Below are 18163 nucleotides of genomic sequence, written 5' to 3' on the forward strand. Positions count from 1 at the left end.
GCCCCGCCGGTGGGCCTGAGTGGTGGTCAGTCCTGCGCCGGGGATCGGGGCGGACTGACGGTCGTACGGGGCTGCCTGCGCTGGGACGAGGTACGGATGATCAGCTCGGTCGGGATGACCTGTTCGACGGGTCCGCCCGTGTCGACGCCCTCGATGGCGTCGATGAGCAGCTGGACGACGGCGGTGCCGATGCGGCGCGGTTTGAGGGACAGGGTGGTGATGGGCGGTTCGGTGGCGGCGTACACGGTGGATTCACTGCAGCACACGAGCAGGAGGTCCTCGGGAACGCGCAGGCCGTAGCGCCGGGCGGCGGCGAGCAGGTCGGTGCCGTTGGGGTCGAACAGACCGTAGACGGCGTCGGGCCGGTCGGGCCGGGCGAGCAGCCGGTCGGCGGCGACGGCGCCGGCGCACGGATCATGGGCGGGGTAGGACTCATAGACGGGGTCCTGGCCCACGCGCTCGCACCAGCTGAGGTAGGCCGTGGTGGAGAGCCGGGTGTAGGTGTCGGTGGTGGTGCCGGTCAGGAGCCCGATACGGCGGGCTCCGGCGGCGGCGAGGTGGTCGAGGAGGCCCAGTACGGCGGCCTCGTGGTCGTTGTCGACCCAGGCGGTGACGGGGAGTGAGCCGGCCGGGCGTCCGTCGGATACGACGGGCAGACCCTGGCGGACCAGCTCGGTGACGACGGGATCGTGGTCGGAGGGGTCGATGACGACGGTGCCGTCGAGGGCCACGTTGGACCAGACGTCGTGTCGGGAGGTGGCGGGGAGGATGACGAGGGCGTAGCCGCGAGCGAGCGCGGCTGAGGTGGCGGCTCTTGCCATCTCGGCGAAGTAGGCGAATTCGGTGAAGGTGAAAGGTTCATCCCCGTACGTGGTCACGGTCAGGCCGATGAGGCCCGACTTGCCGGTACGGAGGGTGCGGGCGGCCGCGGAAGGGCGATAGCCCAGCCGGTCTGCGACCTCGCGAACGTGGCGGCGGGTGGCGTCCGGCAGCCGTCCCTTGCCATTGAGGGCGTCGGAGACGGTCGTGATCGAGACGCCCGCCGCGGCGGCCACGTCCCTGATGCCGGCCCGGCCTTGTCGGCCGGCGGCCCGCCGGGTGGTCTCGGTCCGGCTCACCTGATGCTTCCCTGCTGCTGTCATGGCGAGCCGATAGTAGGGCTCGGCGGGCAGGGTGGTCCGGATGCATATGCACGCGTTGACAGGCACGTTTCTGCACGGTTCGCCACCCCAAATGACCTTGGAAATGAAGGAATTTGGTCGCGAAGGGTGCCTGGTGTCCGTGCCGACGGGACCGTGCATGCCAAAACGGGGCGCTCTGGGGCTCTTCTCAACTCACCTGTACGAGGGACGCGCGCCACGGCGCAGGCCACCGGCGCACGCATATATGCGTGCGCTCTCCCGCATTCCTGGCGCATGCCGTTCTCGGATGGACGGAATCCTCATAAGGTGAGGAGTATTGAGTCGGCGGCGACGTCGTACGGGATGGTCGAGGAGGACCCTGCGGTGAGCGAGAAGAGCCCGAGGCTGCGCGCCGAGCTGGACGGCATCCCCACTTACAAGCCCGGGAAGCCCGCGGCAGCGGGCGGTCCCGTCGCGTTCAAGCTGTCCTCGAACGAGAACCCGTACCCGCCCCTGCCAGGGGTGCTGGAGAGCGTGGTCGCGGCGGCCGGCCACTTCAACCGGTACCCGGACATGGCGTGCACGGGCCTGGTGAACGAGCTCGCCGAGCGGTTCGGGGTCCCGGTCGAGCACATTGCCACCGGTACCGGTTCGGTCGGGGTCGCCCAGTCGCTGATCCAGTCGACGGCGGGTCCGGGCGACGAGGTCATCTACGCCTGGCGGTCTTTCGAGGCTTATCCGATCATCGTTCAGATCTCGGGTGCGACGCCGGTCCAGGTCCCGCTGACCGACGGCGACGTGCACGACCTGGACGCGATGTTCGAGGCGATCACCGAGCGGACCCGGCTGATCTTCGTCTGCAACCCCAACAACCCCACCGGCACGGCGGTGCGCCGCGCCGAGCTGGAGCGTTTCCTGGACCGGGTGCCCTCCGACGTCCTCGTCGTTCTCGACGAGGCGTACAAGGAGTTCGTCCGCGACCTCGAGATCCCGGACGGTATCGAGCTCTACCGCAACCGCCCGAACGTCGCGGTGCTGCGTACGTTCTCCAAGGCGTACGGGCTCGCGGGCCTGCGGGTCGGCTTCGCCGTGGCGCACGAGCCGGTGGCGGCGGCGCTGCGCAAGACCGCGGTGCCCTTCGGCGTCAGCCAGCTCGCCCAGGACGCGGCGGTCGCCTCGCTGCGGGCCGAGGACGAGCTGATGGGCCGGGTCGGCTCGCTGGTGGGCGAGCGCGCCCGGGTCTACGGGACGCTGCTGGCCCAGGGCTGGACGGTGGTGCCCGAGACGCAGGCCAACTTCGTGTGGATGCGGCTCGGAGAGCGGACCGCCGACTTCGCGGCGGCCTGCGAGAAGGCCGGCGTGGTGGTCCGGCCCTTCGCGGGCGAGGGCCTGCGGGTCACGATCGGCGAACCCGAGGCGAACGACCTCTTCCTGCACACGGCGGAGGCGTTCTTCAAGGAGCTCTAGAGCTCCCTGATTCGAAGAGACCTGGAGCTCTTGTTCTAGGGAGCTCCAGGAGCTCCAGGACCTCCATGGCTCCGGTGAACTGGTCAGGCCAGTTCCACGCGGATGGGGTCGCCGTCGCGAACGGTGGCCAGCAGGCGGGGGTCGCCGTCGAACGAACCGAGGACGTTGCACGGGCTCGCCAGGCGGCTCTCGCCCCCGCGGGAGATCGGGGTGGGGCCGTAGGGCAGCGCGAGCGCGTCGCCCTCGGTCCAGAACGCGACCGTGCCGGGCTCGACGACCTGCTGGGCGTCGTGCTCCAGCGTCACGGAGACGCCGGTGTCGAAGTAGACCTCCTCGCCCCAGGTGTTGGCGGAGGCGGAAATGGGGAGGGCGTCGGCGAGGGCCTTGGTGGTCGGGGTCTCGTCGAGCGTCGCGGTGAGCTGGCCGGCGGGCCAGAGGAATCGAATCTTCATGGATCGCATTCAACAATCTGTTGAATTTATTCGCTAGGGGTACCCCCCTGAAAGATGCCGACGGCAGTACGACATAATGCTTGTGAATGTGAACGCGTTCACAAGCGTGCCTGCTTCCTCCCGGATTGAGTGGGATACAAGAGGCAAACTGCGGCTGTGACCACGGCGAAACGAAGGAGACGACGACGTGGACCTAGCTTTGGCACCAGAGACCCTGGCGCGATGGCAGTTCGGCATTACGACCGTCTATCACTTCCTCTTCGTTCCCTTGACGATCTCCCTGGCCGCGCTCGTCGCGATCTTGCAGACCGCCTGGGTGCGTTCGGAAAAGGAGAAGTACCTCAAGGCCACCAAGTTCTGGGGCAAGCTCTTCCTGATCAACATCGCGATGGGCGTCGTCACCGGCATCGTCCAGGAGTTCCAGTTCGGGATGAACTGGTCCGACTACTCGCGGTTCGTCGGTGACATCTTCGGAGCCCCGCTGGCCTTCGAGGCGCTCATCGCCTTCTTCTTCGAATCCACCTTCATCGGCCTGTGGATCTTCGGCTGGGACAAGCTGCCGAAGAAGATCCACCTGGCCTGCATCTGGATGGTTTCGATCGGCACCATCCTGTCCGCGTACTTCATCCTCGCGGCGAACTCCTGGATGCAGCATCCGGTCGGCTACCGGATGAACCCCGAGCGCGGCCGGGCCGAGCTCACCGACTTCTGGCTGGTGCTCACGCAGAACACCGCGCTGACCCAGTTCTTCCACACCATGACAGCGGCCTTCCTGGTCGGCGGCGCGTTCATGGTCGGCATCGCGGCCTTCCACCTCGCCCGCAAGAAGCACATCCCCGTCATGCGGACCTCACTGCGACTCGGCCTGGTCGTCATGATCATCGCCGGTCTGGGCACCGCCATCAGCGGTGACCTGCTCGGCAAGGTGATGTTCAAGCAGCAGCCGATGAAGATGGCCGCAGCAGAGGCGCTCTGGGACGGCGAGGCGCCGGCACCCTTCTCCGTCTTCGCCTACGGCGACGTCGAAAAGGGCCACAACATGGTCGCCATAGAGATTCCGGGCCTGCTGTCCTTCCTGGCCAACGACGACTTCACCTCGTTCGTCCCGGGCATCAACGACGTCAACAAGGCCGAGCAGGAGAAGTTCGGGCCCGGTGACTACCGGCCCAACATCCCGGTCGCCTACTGGGGCTTCCGCTGGATGATCGGCTTCGGCATGGCCTCGCTCGGCGTCGGCATGCTGGGGCTCTGGCTGACCCGCAGGAAGTTCATGCTGCCGCCGGGCCTGCGCACCAACGACGAGGAGGTCCCGCACCTGGTCCTCTTCAAGAAGGCGCTGAGCCCCAAGCACACCAACTGGTACTGGATCATCGCGCTCTGGACCATGGGCTTCCCGCTGATCGCCAACTCCTGGGGCTGGATCTTCACCGAGATGGGCCGCCAGCCCTGGGTGGTCTACGGGGTCCTGCGCACCAGGGACGCGGTCTCGCCGAACGTCTCCCAGGGCGAGGTGCTCACCTCGATGATCGGCTTCACGCTGCTCTACGCCGTGCTCGCCGTGATCGAGGTCAAGCTCCTCGTCAAGTACGTCAAGGCCGGCCCGCCCGAGCTCACCGAGGCCGACCTCAACCCGCCCACCAAGATCGGCGGGGACGACAAGAACCCCGACCGGCCCATGGCCTTCTCGTACTGAGGCTGAGGAGACGACACCATGCAACTCCACGACGTCTGGTTCGTGCTCATCGCCGTTCTGTGGATCGGCTACTTCTTCCTGGAGGGCTTCGACTTCGGAGTCGGCGTCCTGACCAAGCTGCTGGCCCGCAATCGCACGGAGAAGCGGGTCCTGATCAACACGATCGGCCCCGTGTGGGACGGCAACGAGGTCTGGCTCCTCACGGCCGGCGGTGCGACCTTCGCGGCCTTCCCGGAGTGGTACGCCACCCTCTTCTCCGGTTTCTACCTCCCGCTGCTCCTCATCCTGGTCTGCCTCATCATCCGCGGGGTGGCCTTCGAGTACCGGCACAAGCGGCCCGAGGACAAGTGGCAGACCAACTGGGAACACGCGATCTTCTGGACCTCGCTGATTCCCGCGTTCATGTGGGGCGTGGCCTTCGCCAACATCGTGCGCGGCGTGAAGATCGACCAGGACATGGAGTACGTCGGCAACTTCTTCGACCTGCTCAACGTCTACTCGATCCTCGGTGGCCTGGTCACCCTGACCCTGTTCACCTTCCACGGCGCGGTGTTCACCTCGCTCAAGACGGTCGGCGACATCCGGGACCGCTCGCGCAAGCTGGCCACTCAGCTCGGGGTGGTGACCGCCGTCCTGGCGCTCGCCTTCCTGATCTGGACCCAGGTCTCGCGCGGTGACGGCTGGAGCCTGATCGCCATGATCGTGGCGGTACTGGCCCTGGTCGGGGCCCTCGGCTTCAACCTCATGGGCCGGGAGGGCTGGTCCTTCGGCCTGTCGGGAGTCACCATCGCGGCGGCCGTCGCGATGCTCTTCCTGACGCTGTTCCCGAACGTCATGCCGTCCTCGCTGAACGACGCCTGGAACCTCACGGTCACCAACGCCTCGTCCAGCCCGTACACCCTGAAGATCATGACCTGGTGCGCGGCGGTGGCGACCCCGCTCGTCCTGCTCTACCAGGCATGGACGTACTGGGTGTTCCGCAAGCGCATCGGCACGCAGCACATCGTCGACGTGCACTGAACCCGCTCCGCTCCGCCCGATCCTGCCTGGGGGATGTTTCACGTGAAACCGATCGACCCGCGCCTGCTTCGGTACGCCCGGTCCACCCGCATCTTCCTGGGGGCGGTGGCGGCTCTCGGGCTCGTCGGGGCGGGGCTGGTCGTCGGCCAGGCCATGCTGATCGCCGAGATCGTGGTCGGGGCCTTCGAGGACGGACTGGACGGCGGAGCCCTGCGGACGCCCCTGCTGCTACTCGCGGCGGTGGCGCTCGGCCGGGGTCTGGTCGCCTGGCTGACCGAGCTGGCCGCGCACCGGGCGAGCGCGGCGGTCAAGTCGGAACTGCGCGGCCGACTGCTGGAGCGTGCGGCGGACCTGGGACCGGGCTGGCTGAGCGGACAGCGGACCGGCTCCCTGGTGGCCCTGGCCACGCGGGGAGTGGACGCGCTCGACGACTACTTCTCCCGGTACCTGCCCCAGTTGGGGCTCGCGATCGTCGTCCCCGTGGCGGTGCTCGCGCGGATCGTCACCGAAGACTGGGTGTCAGCGGCCATCATCGTGGTCACGCTGCCGCTGATCCCCCTCTTCATGATCCTGATCGGCATGGCCACCCAGTCCCGCATGGACCGCCAGTGGCGGCTGCTGTCCCGGCTGTCGGGGCACTTCCTGGACGTGGTGGCCGGCCTGCCGACCCTCAAGGTCTTCGGCCGCGCGAAGGCGCAGGCGGAGTCCATCCGCAAGATCACCGACGACTACCGGCAGGCGACGATGCGCACGCTGCGCATCGCGTTCCTGTCCTCCTTCGCGCTCGAACTGCTGGCGACCCTGTCGGTGGCGCTGGTCGCCGTGACCATCGGCATGCGACTCGTCCACGGGGAGCTGGACCTTTACACCGGGCTGGTCATCCTGGTCCTGGCACCCGAGGCGTACCTGCCGCTGCGCCAGGTCGGGGCGCAGTACCACGCGGCGGCGGAGGGACTGGCCGCGGCGGAAGAGATCTTCGAGGTGCTGGAAACCCCCGTCACCGCGTCGGCGGGAAGGGCCGCGGTCCCGGTCTCCGGGCTGCGGATCGAGCTCGACGGGGTGACGGTCCGCTACGAGGGCCGGGGCGAGGACTCCCCCGGGCCCGTCTCGTTGACCGTGAGGCCGGGCGAATGCGTGGCCCTCACCGGGCCGAGCGGCGCCGGCAAGTCCACGCTGCTGCAGGTGCTGCTGGGCTTCGTGACGCCGAGCGCGGGCCGGGTCCGGGTCGGGGGCGTGGACCTGGCAGAGCTGGCGCCCGAGCAGTGGCGTGAGCGGATCGCGTGGGTGCCGCAGCGGCCGCACCTGTTCGCGGGGACGATCGCGGAGAACGTACGCCTGGCGCGGCCCGGCGCCACCGCGGATGAGGTGACCGCCGCGCTGGTGGACGCCGGGGCGTGGGAGTTCGTACGGGCCCTGCCGAGCGGGGCCGACACCGTCCTCGGTGAGGGCGGTGTCGGTCTGTCCGCCGGACAGCGCCAGCGGCTCGCGCTGGCGCGGGCGTTCCTGGCGGACCGGCCGGTGCTGCTGCTCGACGAGCCGACGGCGGCGCTCGACGGCGACACCGAGGCGGCCGTCGTGGAGGCGGTACGCCGGCTCGCGGTCGGGCGGACCGTCCTGCTGGTGGTGCACCGCCCGGCGCTCCTGGCCCTGGCCGACCGGATCGTGCGGATCGGGGCGGGCCCGGCCGTTGCCTCCACCGCGGAGCCCCTTCCCGCTGTGCGGGCGGGGCGTGCGACGCCGGGACCGACGCCGCGCGATCCCGGCGAATGGATCCTCGGGGACGCTGCGGAGCGGGCGGATGCTGCGGCCGGAGCCGATGCCGGCGGGGGCGATCCGCTCAGGCGGGTACGGGGGGTGGCCAAGGCCTGGCAGGGACGGTTCAGGCTCGGGCTGTTCCTCGGGGCGCTCGCCGTCGGGTGCAGCGTCGGGCTGATGGCTGTCTCCGGCTGGCTGATCTCGCGCGCCTCCGAACAGCCGCCCGTGCTGTACCTGATGGTGGCCGTCACCGCGACGCGGGCCTTCGGCATGGGACGGGCCGTCTTTCGCTACGCGGAGCGGCTCGTGTCCCACGACGCGGTCCTGCGGATGCTCGCCGATCTGCGCGTTTCGGTGTTCCGGCGGCTGGAGCGCATCGCGCCCGCCGGGCTGCGCACCCAGCGGCGCGGGGATCTGCTGACCCGGCTGGTGGCCGACGCCGACGCACTGCAGGACTACTGGCTGCGCTGGCTGCTGCCCGTAGGCACCGCGCTGCTCGTGGCCACCGGCTCGGTGGCGTTCACCGCCTGGCTGCTGCCCGGAGCCGGGGCGGTACTCGCCGTCGGGCTGCTGACCGCCGGCATCGGCGTACCGCTCATCAGCGCGGTCTGCGCCCGCCGGACGGAACGCCGGCTCGCGCCCGCCCGGGGAGAGCTCGCCACCCGTGTGGCCGATCTGCTCACCGGAACCGCCGAGCTCACGGTCGCCGGAGCGCTCGGCGGCCGCAAGGCCGCTGCGAAGGAAAGCGACCGCACGCTGACCGGGATCGCGGCCCGCGCGGCCGCCGTCACCGGACTCGGGAGCGGGCTGTCGGCCTTCGTGAGCGGACTGACCGTGGTGTGCGCGGCCGCCGTCGGGGCGAACGCCGTCGCCGGAGGCCGGCTGTCCGGGGTCGCCATGGCCGTGGTCGTACTGACGCCGCTGGCCGCCTTCGAGGCCGTCAGCGGGCTTCCGCAGGCCGTCCAGTACCGCCAGCGGGTCCGGCGCAGCGCCGAGCGGGTCTACGAAGTCATCGACGCCCCCGTCCCGGTCACCGAGCCGGAGCGGCCCGAGGCCCTGCCCGCCTCGCCCTTCCCGCTGCGGCTGGCGGGGCTCGCCGTACGCCACCCCGGGCAGGAGAAGGACGCGCTGAGCGGGCTCGACCTGACCCTGGAGGCGGGCCGCCGGATCGCGGTCGTCGGGCCCTCGGGGGCCGGCAAGACCACGCTGGCACAGGTCCTGCTGCGCTTCCTGGACCAGCACGAAGGCTCGTACACCCTGGGCGGGACCGACGCGCGCGCCCTCGACGGGGACGACGTGCGTCGGCTCGTGGGCCTGTGTGCCCAGGACGCGCACATCTTCGACAGCTCCGTACGGGAGAACCTGCGCCTGGCCCGCCCGGGTGCGAGCGAGGCTCGGCTGCGGGAGGCGCTCGCCGCGGCCCGGCTGCTGGAGTGGGCCGAGGGACTCCCGGACGGGCTGGACACCCTGGTCGGCGAGCACGGGGAGCGGATCTCCGGTGGTCAGCGCCAGCGTCTCGCCCTGGCGCGGGCGTTGCTCGCGGATTTCCCGGTCCTCGTCCTGGACGAGCCGGCCGAGCACCTGGACCTGGCCACCGCCGACGCACTGACCGCGGACCTGCTGGCCGCGACCGAGGGCCGCACCACCGTGCTGATCACGCACCGGCTGGCCGGTCTGGAAGAGGTCGACGAGGTGCTCGTACTGGACTCCGGTGCGGTGGTCCAGCGCGGTGCGTACGCGGAGCTGGCGGCGGTCCCGGGTCCACTGCGCCGACTGCTGGAGCGGGAGAGGGAAGCGGACGGTACTGCGGGAGGCCTTGCACAGGCTCGACTTTCCTCGCTAAAGGGGACTAACTAGGCTCAAGGGCATGTCAGCGCAGGAGTCCCAGGAATCGCCCGAATCCCCCCCGGAGCCCTCACCGGGACCGCCCGACCCGATGGAGGCCGCGACCGCTGCCACCCGGAGTCTCCAGGGGCTGTCCACCGAGCTCACGGCCCGGGTGCCGCAGCTGCTGGAGGCCATGCGGTCGGTCGGTACCGGCCTCGAACTGCACTCCACGCTGGACCGGATCTGCGAGACTGCCGCCGAGCTCGCGGACGCCCGCTACGCGGCGATCGGTGTGGTCGACACCGAGGGCCGGGGCCTCTCGGACTTCGTCACCTTCGGGATCAGCAGCGAGCTGGCCAAGAAGATCGGGCACCGCCCGGACGGGAAGCGGGGCCTGCTCGGCGCGCTGATCTCACACCCCGACACGGTGTGCCTGCCCGACCTGACCAAGGACCCGCGCTCGGCGGGTTTCCCCACCCATCACCCGCCCATGAAGACCTTCCTCGGCGTTCCGATCCGGGTCCAGGGTGAGATCTTCGGGAACCTCTACCTCGCGGAGAAGAACAGCGGCGGCGAGTTCAACGACTACGACGTCCACATGGTCCGGGTGCTGGCGACCGAGGCGGGCATCGCCATCGGCAACGCCCGGCTCTACGAGGCCGCCACCCAGCGCGAACGCTGGATCGACGGCTCGGTGGCCGTCACCACGGCCCTGCTGTCGGGCGGAGACGCGGACGACGCGCTCGCGGTGGTCGCCGAGCAGGCCCGCCGGCTCGCCGATTCGGCCGCCGGGATCGTGATGCTGCCGGCCGAGGACGGCGGGATGGAGATCGTCGCGGTCTCCGCCGAGAACCCCGCGACCTCGCTCGGCGTCGTCATTCCGCCCGAGAGCCCGGTGGTGGCCAGACTGCTGGAGGGCGAAGCGGTCTTCGTGGACGACGTTTCCTCGGACCCGCGCATGATCAGCCGTCTGACCAGCCAGTACGGGGCCTGCATGATGCTGCCGCTGCAGAGTGGGGGCCGGGTGCTGGGCGCGCTCGTCACCCCGCGGGCGCGCGGCAAGCGGCCGTTCACCGAGGCGGAGCGGACTCTGGCCACGCAGTTCGCCTCGCAGGCGGCACTGGCGCTGATGATGGCGGAGGCGCAGCGGGACCGGGAACGCCTCGCCGTCTTCGAGGACCGCGACCGGATCGCCCGCGACCTGCACGACCTGGTCATCCAGCGGCTCTTCGCCACCGGGATGATGCTGGAGGGTGCCCAGCGCCGCTCCATCGTCCCGGAGGTCCGCGACGGCGTAGGCAAGGCCGTGGACGAGCTCGACGTGACGATCCAGGAGATCCGGACCGCGATCTTCGCGCTCCAGCAGGGACCGGCCGAGGCCCCCTCGGGGCTGCGCACCCGAGTGCTGCGGGAGATCAACATGGCTGCCGTACCGCTGGGCTTCAAGCCCGCGCACCGGTTCCTCGGCCCGATCGACGCGGTGGTCGGCGAGCTCGTCGGCAAGAACCTGATCGCCGCCCTGCGCGAGGCGTTGTCGAACGCGTTCCGGCACGCGGAGGCGTCCCGGATCGAGGTGGTGCTCGACTCCACCGTCAGCCTGGCCGACGGGCGGCCCGGGGTCCGGCTGGAGGTGGCCGACGACGGGGTGGGCATCCCGGAGGGCGGGCGGCGCAGCGGGCTGCGGAACCTGCGCCGGCGGGCAGAGTCGCTCGGCGGCTCCAGCTCGTACGGCCCCGGCCTCGGTGAGGACGGCGGCGGGACCACCCTGCTGTGGGAGGCCCCGCTGTAGCTGCCGGCTGTGGGCGGCCCGTTGTGGCTACGCCTCGGTGCGGGTGGCCCGCTGTCGTTACGCCTCGGTGCGTGCGGCCCGTTCGGCCAGGATGCGCTCGATGACCAGGGCGACGCCGTCCTCGTTGTTGGCGACCGTACGGCCCGACGCGGCCGCGATCACATCCGGATGGGCGTTGCCCATCGCGTACGAGGTGCCGGCCCAGCCGAGCATCTCCACGTCGTTCGGCATATCGCCGAAGGCGACCACCTCGGACGGGGAGATGCCGCGCTCCTCGCAGCACAGTGCCAGGGTGCTGGCCTTGGAGACCCCCGGGCCGCTGATCTCCAGCAGGGAGGTCGGGCTGGAGCGGGTGATCGAGGCGTACTCGCCGGCGGCTGCGCGGGCCAGGGCCAGGAACTCGTCCGGGGCCAGCTCGGAGTGGTGGGCGAGCACCTTGAGGACGGGCGCCGAATCGCCGTCCGAGGTCTCGTGGAGCAGCTCCTCGGCGATGGCCACGTTGGCGCCCGGGTCCTGGAAGAACGGCGGGTACTGCGGCTCGTAGTTGATGCCGGTGGTCAGCTCGACGGCGAAGGAGGTGCCGGGGGCGGCGGCCCGCAGGACCTCCACCACCTTGAGCGCGGTGATCCGCGGCAGCGGCCTGACGTGCACGAACTCCCGGCCCGTGGTCTGCCGGCCGGTGTTGTGCCGCTCGATGGCGTGCAGATCGACGACGGCGGCGCCGTTGGCGCAGATGGCCAGGCCGTGGCCTTGGACGTGGTCGCTGACCACACCCATCCAGCGGGCCGGGCGTCCGGTCACGAAGAACACCGCGATGCCGGCCTCTTCGGCGGCGGCGAGTGCGGCGACGGTGCGCTGCGAGACGGATTTGTCGTCGCGCAGCAGGGTGCCGTCGAGGTCGGTGGCGATGAGCCGGGTCGCGGGGATGGGCCCGTCCGGGCGCTGAGGAGCCGAGGTCACGGCTCCATCTTCGCCCATGCCGCCGGTCCGCGATGTTTCACGTGAAACATCGCGCTCGTCCCCTGCGTTTCCCGAGCCCAGCCGGATAGCGCAAGGTCCCGGTTCCTGGGGCTCAGCCCAGCTGTGCGAGCGCCTCGGTGGCGATCCGCTCGAAGACCTGCTGGTCGGTGGCGAAGTCCGAGTCGGGGATCGGCCAGTGGACCACGATTTCCGTGATGCCCAATTCCTGGTGCTTGCCCGCGAAGTCGACGAAAGCGTCGAGGGATTCCAGGGGGCGGCCCGGCTCGGGGGTGAAGCCGGTGAGGAGGATCTTGTCCAGCTCGGCCACGTCCCGGCCGATGTCCGCGCAGGCCTTGCCGAGCTTCCCGATCTGGCCGCGGATGGCCTCCACCGACTGCTCCTGGGTGCCCTCCTCGAACAGCTTCGGGTCGCCGGTGGTCACCCACGCCTGGCCGTGCCGGGCGGCGAGCTTCATGCCGCGCGGTCCCGTGGCGGCCACGGCGAAGGGCAGGCGGGGGCGCTGGACGCAGCCGGGGATGTTGCGGGCTTCGTCGGCGGAGTAATGGGCTCCCCGGTGGCTGACCGATTCCTCGGTGAGCAGCCGGTCGAGCAGCGGGAGGAACTCGCCGAAGTGGTCGGCGCGCTCCTTCGGGGTCCAGGCCTCCTGGCCGAGGGCAGTGGCGTCGAAGCCATTGCCGCCGGCGCCGATGCCCAGGGTGATCCGGCCGCCCGAGATGTCGTCCAGCGACATCAGATCCTTCGCGAGCGTCACCGGGTGCCGGAAGTTCGGCGAGGTGACGAGTGTGCCCAGGCGCAGGCGCTCCGTGGCCGTCGCGGCGGCCGTGAGGGTGGGCAGGGCGCCGAACCACGGACCGTCCCGGAAGGTCCGCCAGGACAGGTGGTCGTAGGTGTACGCGGTGTGGAAGCCCAACTCCTCGGCCCGCTGCCAGCGCTCACGACCCCCCTCGTGCCAGCGGTTGACGGGCAGGATCACGGTGCTCAGGCGCAGGGTCATGGCTACGAGCCTACGGCCGTCCCTCGAGGGTGAGTGAGACGAGCCCCGGCAGACCGCGGCCCCACCTTCCGCCTGCTGGAGCTGGAACCGGCCCGCTGCCGCCGTCCCGGACTCCGGAGCGGCGGCAGCGCCGGGCTCAGGCCGAGGCGCGCAGCAGGTGTTCCGCGGTGCGCTCGGCGCTCTCCAGCAGCCACGCCGGGGCCGCGCCCTCGGGCAGCGCGCGGACCTCGGCCGCCAGTGCCTCGACCCGGGCGGCGCCGGCTGCGGGCCGACCCAGCTCGCGTTCGGTCCAGGCGGCGTTGTTCACGCACTGGAAGCGGGCCTCCAGGTGGTCCGGGCCGAGCTCCGCGTGCAGGGCGGCGGCCCGCTCCCAGAGCAGGATCTCCTCCAGCCGCAGGGCTTCCAGCTCTGCCGAACCCAGCGGTTCGGCGGACGATTTCAGGTCCTGGCTCTGCGGCTGTCCCTCCCCTTCCTCTTCCCCTTCTTCGTCCAGCTCCTCGTCGGCGCGGACCCGGCGGTCGAGGATCTGGGCGAGCTGGTTCCAGGTCTCGGCGAGTTCGGCCCGCGCCTCGGCGTCGTCGGGAGCGTCCGCGAGCGCGGCGGTCAGCACCTCGGCCGCCTCGTCCATCCGGAGCCGGGCCCCCGCCACCGCCGCGTCGCTGACCTCTTCGCGCAGCCCCAGCCAGGCCAGCGAGCGCAGGATCCGCACCTCGGCGACCGGTGCGTCCTTCGATCGCCGGCGCAGTTCGAGGGCCCGCTCGTAAGCGGCGACCGCCTCCGGCACGAGCCGGGCCTCGGAGAGCTGATCGGCGGCGGCCTGGGCGAAGTTCGCCTGCGGACGCGGGTCCTCCCAGTCCTCGGCGACCTCCGCCGCCAGCAGGTACTGCTCGGCCGCGCCCCGGGGGTCGTGCAGCTCGCGCAGCAGGTCGCCCAAAAACTCGCGTACGGAAACGGCCTGGCCCTCGCCGTGCTCCAGCAGGTCCGGCAGTGTCGACTGCAGCACCTCGGCCGCCTCGGCGGTGTGCCCCTCGCGGGCGCGGCACCGGGCGAGCAGCAGCCGGGCCTGGGCTCCGCCATCGGCGGTGAGTCCGGCCTGGTCGAACCAGTGCGCCGCCTCCAGGGCGTGCAGTGCGGCCTCGGCGTCGGCCTCGCCCCGTCCCAGCAGGATGTCGGCGAGGGTGAGCCGTACGACGCCCTGCGCCTCGGCGTCGGTCACTTCGGCGGCGTGCGCCAGCCCCGCACGGGCCGACTCCTCGGCCTCCGCCACGCGCTCCAGTGACATCAGCACCCCGGCCCGCAGCACGAGCGGGTCCACGGCGAGCCATGGCCGGCCCGCGGTGGCCGAGCGGGCGGCCGAGTCGGCGAGCAGGCTCACGGCATGTTCGGGGTCACCCTGCGAGAGGGCGAGCCGGCCCAGCATCTCCTCGGCCTCCGCCACCACGTCGGGCAGGGCTTGGACGTAGGCGTCGGCGAAGGCGGCGAGCTCGGTGGCCAGCTCGCCGTGCCCGTGCTCCGGGCCGCGCCCATGGCCGTGCCCGTGCCCATGCCCGTGTTCGGGGTCCTCGGCGGCCTCGACCGAGCGCAGGTACGACTCCACCCGGATCCCGGTCAGTTCCGCGAACGCGATCCGGCGGGTCCGCAGCGGGTCGTTCGCGTCCAGCGCCTCGGCGGCGCGCAGGGCCACGGCCAGCAGCTCACGCAGCTCCCCCGCCTCGGTGCCCGACTGCGCGGCCACGGTCGCCAGCCGCAGCTCGGCCAGTGCGGCGCGCTCCGCGAGTCCCAGCTCCCGGTACCGCTCGCGTACGCCGGCCAGCAGCTGCGCGGCGTCCGCGGAGCCGGCCCGCGCCGCCGCCAGGGCCCGGTGATCCGCCACATCGGCGGCGACCAGCGGGTCGGCCCCGGCGCCGGGACGCAGGGCCACCTCGTCCCAGAGCGTGTCCGCGCCGGGGTGCCCGAGGTCCCGTGCCTCCCGGGCCCGTTCCACGAGCTCCGCGAAGCCCTCGGCCGGGGCCGCCGCGGGCACCTGGGTCCGGTCCGGGACGGGGGCCGCCTCGGGGAGCGCCGCGAGCGCCGAGCTTCGTACGCCCAGCGGCAGGATCGTGGTCAGCGGGGCCCGGTCGATCCGGGCGAGGAACCGCTCCGAGACCCGGGGGGCGCCATTGCGCGCGTCGAACCGCCGGGCGATGTCGAGCGAGCTCGCGCGCAGCACCTCGTGCAGCTCGGACACGGTGCGCGGGCTGCCCTCGTAGCGGATGGCGGGGCTCTGTCCGTGTCCCAGTTCCGTCAGCCGGCGCAGCAGGACGAGGATCCCGCCGTGGAAGGCCAGCTGGTCGGAGAGGTTGGCGAGCGGGGTCACGTGCGCCGCGTGCTCGGCCAGGATCTCCAGGCCCCGGGACTCGTTGCCGGTGAGCGCGCAGAACTCGATGTGCCGTCCCACCGAGGGCAGCAGGCTCTCCTTGCCCCGGGCCAGGCGGTACCCGCGCAGATGGGCCGAGCGGGCCTCGTCGGCCCGGCCGAGCCGTACCAGCGGCAACAGCGAGGTGGCCAGGACGCGGTGGGGCTCTTCGGCGCAGGTCCGCTCGCCGGACAGCACCGGCTGCCAGAGCTCCAGGGCCTCGGCGTCGTTGCCGCGCAGCATGGCGTACTGGCCCTGGCTGTTGAGTTCGCAGGCGTGGCAGTCGCTCATGTCGTCGCGGTCGGCGGCCTGCCAGCGCGCGTACGCCCGCCCGGCCCGCTCGTCGTCGCCGGTCGCGTCGGCGAGCCACAGCTCGGCCTCGCGCACGGGGCGCTCGCTGTAGCCGGCGATCCGGTAGCGGCGCTCCATCTCGTCCAGCCAGCCGGCGGCCGATTCGAGGGGGATCTCGGGGGAGTTGCCGATGGCGCTGGCGATCCACTTGAACTGCCAGAACAGCGAGTGGGAGTCCCACTCGTCGAAGGCCCCGGGGTCCTTGTCGTACTCCTGGAGCAGCCGGGCGAAGGGGACGAGCATCTTCGGCGACTCGGAGCTGTAGAGGTAGGCGTTGATCAGGTTGTCCAGTGCCTGGCGGAACAGCGCTCGGTCCCCGGTCGCTTCGGCGGCGGCTGACAGCACCTCGGCGTGGGCATTGCGTGCCGTTCCGCCCGGAGCCTGGCGGTTCTCGGCCAGTTCGCGCTCGACTTCCTCGCGTGTCATCGGGCTCACTTCTGCTCCTCCTGGGCGTCGGCGGGGTGGGTTGCCCATTCCAGAAGCCCGAGGAAGGCCCGGTTGAGCAGGGTGGTGTCGGCTGCGCGCAGCGGCCGCTGCGATCTCAGGAGGGCCTGGCCGTAGAGGGATTCGACGGCGGTGGCGGTGAGGGCCTCGTCGGGGAGGGCGGCGATCCGGCGGATCAGCGGGTTGTTGTGGTTGAGCACGAGGCGGGCGCGCGGAGCGGAGCCGCGCAGCGAACCGAGGATGCCGCTCCACAGCGAGTCCGCGGTGTCGAGGGCGGCGGTGCGCTCGCGTTCCTGACGGGCCTGGCGGTCGTCGAGGTAGAGCGCGGGGACGGCGGCGGGCTGGAAGGCGCGCAGGACGACGTCGCAGCTCTGGGGTTCCAGCCTGGTGCGGGCATTGGCCAGGAACGGGGCCAGGGCCAGTTCGGCGGAGGTCGGTACGGGATCTAGGCGTTCGGTGACGGCTCCCGCGTCGAGCTCGGTGACCTTGAGCTCCGGCCGTACGGCGGGCAGCAGGGCCAGCAGGTCGGCGTCGTAGGTGTAGCCGGCGTTGATGACTCCGAGGCCGTGGGCCGCTGCGATCGGGGCGATCTGGCGGAACTCCTCGACGGTCCGGGTGAAGTGGATCTCGGTGTGCGCGGCGGCGAACTGCTCCAGGTTCATCGAACCGTCGCTGGTCTCGAACGGCAGCCAGGGCAGCATCAGGCCGAGCAGCTCGGCATCGTGCCGGGCCAGTGACTTCACGCCCAGGTGGTGGACGCTCAGGAAGGCCGCCAGCCGCTCGGGTTCGCTCGCGGCGAGCTCGGAGAGCCAGGCGCGGACGCGGGCGCCGAGGGCCTCGCGCACGGCGGCCAGGGTCTCGTCGTCGTACAGGTTCTCGCGGGAGGCGGTGGGCCGCAGCGTGTCGGTGTCGAGGACGGCGCGGACGAAGAACGCCCAGTCGGGCAGCAGGTTGTCGGCGTTGTCGGTCAGCAGCATGCCCTTGAGGTGGACTCGGTGTCCGGACCGGTGGGCGGGGCTGGTCGGCTCGGGCAGGACGTACGCGACTCCGCGCACTCCGGCCACGGGCAGGTCGAGGTCGATGCTGTCGAGCGGGGTGAAACCGAAGAGCTGCGCGCAGTGCCCGGCGAGGGCGACGCGGCGGGCCGCGGGGGTGGGGAAGGGCCGGTCCCAGACGGGGGGCCGGTCGGTGACCGGGCGGGGCCCGGTGTCGGAGCCGTCGTCGAAGGTGATGTCGTAGGGCAGCAGGGAGCCGTAGTCGCGGGCCAGCTGCTCGACCTTGGCCGGGACGGTCCACTCCTCGGCGCCGGGGCGGACCTCCAGGACGACGGTGGTGCCGGGCTCCGGGCGGGCGTCGTGGGGCAGTTCGCGGACGGTGTACGAGCCGTCGTCCGTGGCCAGCCATTCGACGGGGGCGGCCAGGGGGTCGCGTGCGGAGCGGGTGATCACGCGGATCCGGCGGGCGACGACGAAGCAGGCGAGCAGGCCGATGCCGAACTGGCCGAGGAACTCCTGCCGGGTGGTCTCCAGGCCGTGCGGGCCTCCGCGCTTGGAGCTGCGGCCGATGGTGGCGAGGAGGGAGTGGGCCTCGTCGGCGGTCAGGCCGATGCCGCTGTCCTCGATGGTCACGCGGTTCCCGGTTGCCGACAGGCGGATGCTGATCTCGGCTTCGCGATCCAGGGCGTGGCGGGCGGTGACCGCGTCGACGGCGTTCTGGAGGAGCTCGCGGACGTAGACGCGCGGGCTGGAGTAGAGGTGGTGGGAGAGCAGGTCGACCAGGCCGCGCAGATCGACCTGGAAGGTGTTCGCATGGGGCTCTTCGGACATCATGGGGCGTCACCTCGGGTGCTGGTACAGGCTGTTCGGCAACCGCGA

11 protein-coding genes are annotated in these 18163 nt (G+C 71.4%); 5 read left to right on the top strand and 6 right to left on the bottom strand.

Annotated elements, in window-relative coordinates:
- Positions 1-26: 26 nt before the first annotated feature.
- Positions 27-1142: a LacI family DNA-binding transcriptional regulator gene (locus OTB20_RS00690; RefSeq protein WP_267814456.1), complete on the bottom strand. Its 1116-nt coding sequence runs from the start codon at positions 1140-1142 to the stop codon at positions 27-29.
- Between the two features lie 363 nt (positions 1143-1505).
- On the opposite strand from OTB20_RS00690, the gene hisC reads away from it, so the two are divergent.
- Positions 1506-2588 (top strand): histidinol-phosphate transaminase, encoded by a 1083-nt coding sequence (gene hisC, locus OTB20_RS00695; RefSeq protein ID WP_267814692.1) that lies wholly within the window; start codon positions 1506-1508, stop codon positions 2586-2588.
- Between the two features lie 83 nt (positions 2589-2671).
- Here the strand turns inward: hisC and OTB20_RS00700 are convergent, their stop codons facing one another.
- Positions 2672-3040: a cyclophilin-like fold protein gene (locus tag OTB20_RS00700; RefSeq protein WP_420716289.1), complete on the bottom strand. Its 369-nt coding sequence runs from the start codon at positions 3038-3040 to the stop codon at positions 2672-2674.
- A 187-nt stretch (positions 3041-3227) separates the two neighbouring features.
- Here OTB20_RS00700 and OTB20_RS00705 point away from each other — a divergent pair, with 187 nt between their 5' ends.
- From OTB20_RS00705 to OTB20_RS00720, 4 genes are all read left to right on the top strand, one after another.
- Positions 3228-4733 carry a cytochrome ubiquinol oxidase subunit I gene (locus OTB20_RS00705; protein WP_267814459.1) on the top strand — a complete coding sequence of 502 codons (1506 nt, stop codon included), beginning with the start codon at positions 3228-3230 and terminating at the stop codon, positions 4731-4733.
- Between the two features lie 18 nt (positions 4734-4751).
- Positions 4752-5753: a cytochrome d ubiquinol oxidase subunit II gene (gene cydB / locus OTB20_RS00710; RefSeq protein WP_267814461.1), complete on the top strand. Its 1002-nt coding sequence runs from the start codon at positions 4752-4754 to the stop codon at positions 5751-5753.
- A gap of 42 nt (positions 5754-5795) precedes the next feature.
- Positions 5796-9365 carry a thiol reductant ABC exporter subunit CydD gene (cydD, locus tag OTB20_RS00715; RefSeq protein ID WP_267814462.1) on the top strand — a complete coding sequence of 1190 codons (3570 nt, stop codon included), beginning with the start codon at positions 5796-5798 and terminating at the stop codon, positions 9363-9365.
- 79 nt (positions 9366-9444) lie between these two features.
- Entirely contained in the window at positions 9445-11124 is a 1680-nt protein-coding gene (locus OTB20_RS00720; protein WP_267814693.1) for a GAF domain-containing sensor histidine kinase, read from the top strand.
- 57 nt (positions 11125-11181) lie between these two features.
- Here OTB20_RS00720 and OTB20_RS00725 read toward each other — a convergent pair whose 3' ends face one another.
- The 4 genes from OTB20_RS00725 to OTB20_RS00740 all read right to left on the bottom strand — a co-directional run bounded on the left by OTB20_RS00725 (position 11182) and on the right by OTB20_RS00740 (position 18115).
- The gene (locus OTB20_RS00725) at positions 11182-12102 is read right to left on the bottom strand and encodes a Cof-type HAD-IIB family hydrolase (RefSeq protein ID WP_267814464.1); all 921 of its coding nucleotides are present in this window, start codon (positions 12100-12102) and stop codon (positions 11182-11184) included.
- A gap of 94 nt (positions 12103-12196) precedes the next feature.
- Positions 12197-13099: an LLM class flavin-dependent oxidoreductase gene (locus OTB20_RS00730; RefSeq protein WP_267814466.1), complete on the bottom strand. Its 903-nt coding sequence runs from the start codon at positions 13097-13099 to the stop codon at positions 12197-12199.
- Positions 13100-13235: 136 nt separating this feature from the next.
- Complete coding sequence (locus tag OTB20_RS00735; RefSeq protein ID WP_267814467.1) at positions 13236-16280, bottom strand: tetratricopeptide repeat protein; 3045 nt, start codon at positions 16278-16280, stop codon at positions 13236-13238.
- The gene (locus OTB20_RS00740) at positions 16277-18115 is read right to left on the bottom strand and encodes an HSP90 family protein (protein WP_420716296.1); all 1839 of its coding nucleotides are present in this window, start codon (positions 18113-18115) and stop codon (positions 16277-16279) included. The genes OTB20_RS00735 and OTB20_RS00740 overlap by 4 nt, the downstream gene beginning before the upstream one ends.
- Positions 18116-18163 lie beyond the last annotated feature (48 nt).

The organism is Streptomyces sp. H27-H1 (assembly GCF_026627445.1).
In the GTDB taxonomy this organism is placed as follows: Bacteria; Actinomycetota; Actinomycetes; order Streptomycetales; family Streptomycetaceae; genus Streptomyces.

Excerpts from the sequence above, each read along its gene's own strand:
- OTB20_RS00690 (WP_267814456.1), bottom strand. The coding sequence starts at position 1,142 with ATGACAGCAGCAGGGAAGCATCAGGTGAGCCGGACCGAGACCACCCGG.
- OTB20_RS00700 (WP_420716289.1), bottom strand. The coding sequence starts at position 3,040 with ATGAAGATTCGATTCCTCTGGCCCGCCGGCCAGCTCACCGCGACGCTC.
- cydB (WP_267814461.1), top strand. The coding sequence starts at position 4,752 with ATGCAACTCCACGACGTCTGGTTCGTGCTCATCGCCGTTCTGTGGATC.
- OTB20_RS00720 (WP_267814693.1), top strand. The coding sequence starts at position 9,445 with ATGGAGGCCGCGACCGCTGCCACCCGGAGTCTCCAGGGGCTGTCCACC.
- OTB20_RS00725 (WP_267814464.1), bottom strand. The coding sequence starts at position 12,102 with ATGGGCGAAGATGGAGCCGTGACCTCGGCTCCTCAGCGCCCGGACGGG.
- OTB20_RS00730 (WP_267814466.1), bottom strand. The coding sequence starts at position 13,099 with ATGACCCTGCGCCTGAGCACCGTGATCCTGCCCGTCAACCGCTGGCAC.
- OTB20_RS00740 (WP_420716296.1), bottom strand. The coding sequence starts at position 18,115 with ATGTCCGAAGAGCCCCATGCGAACACCTTCCAGGTCGATCTGCGCGGC.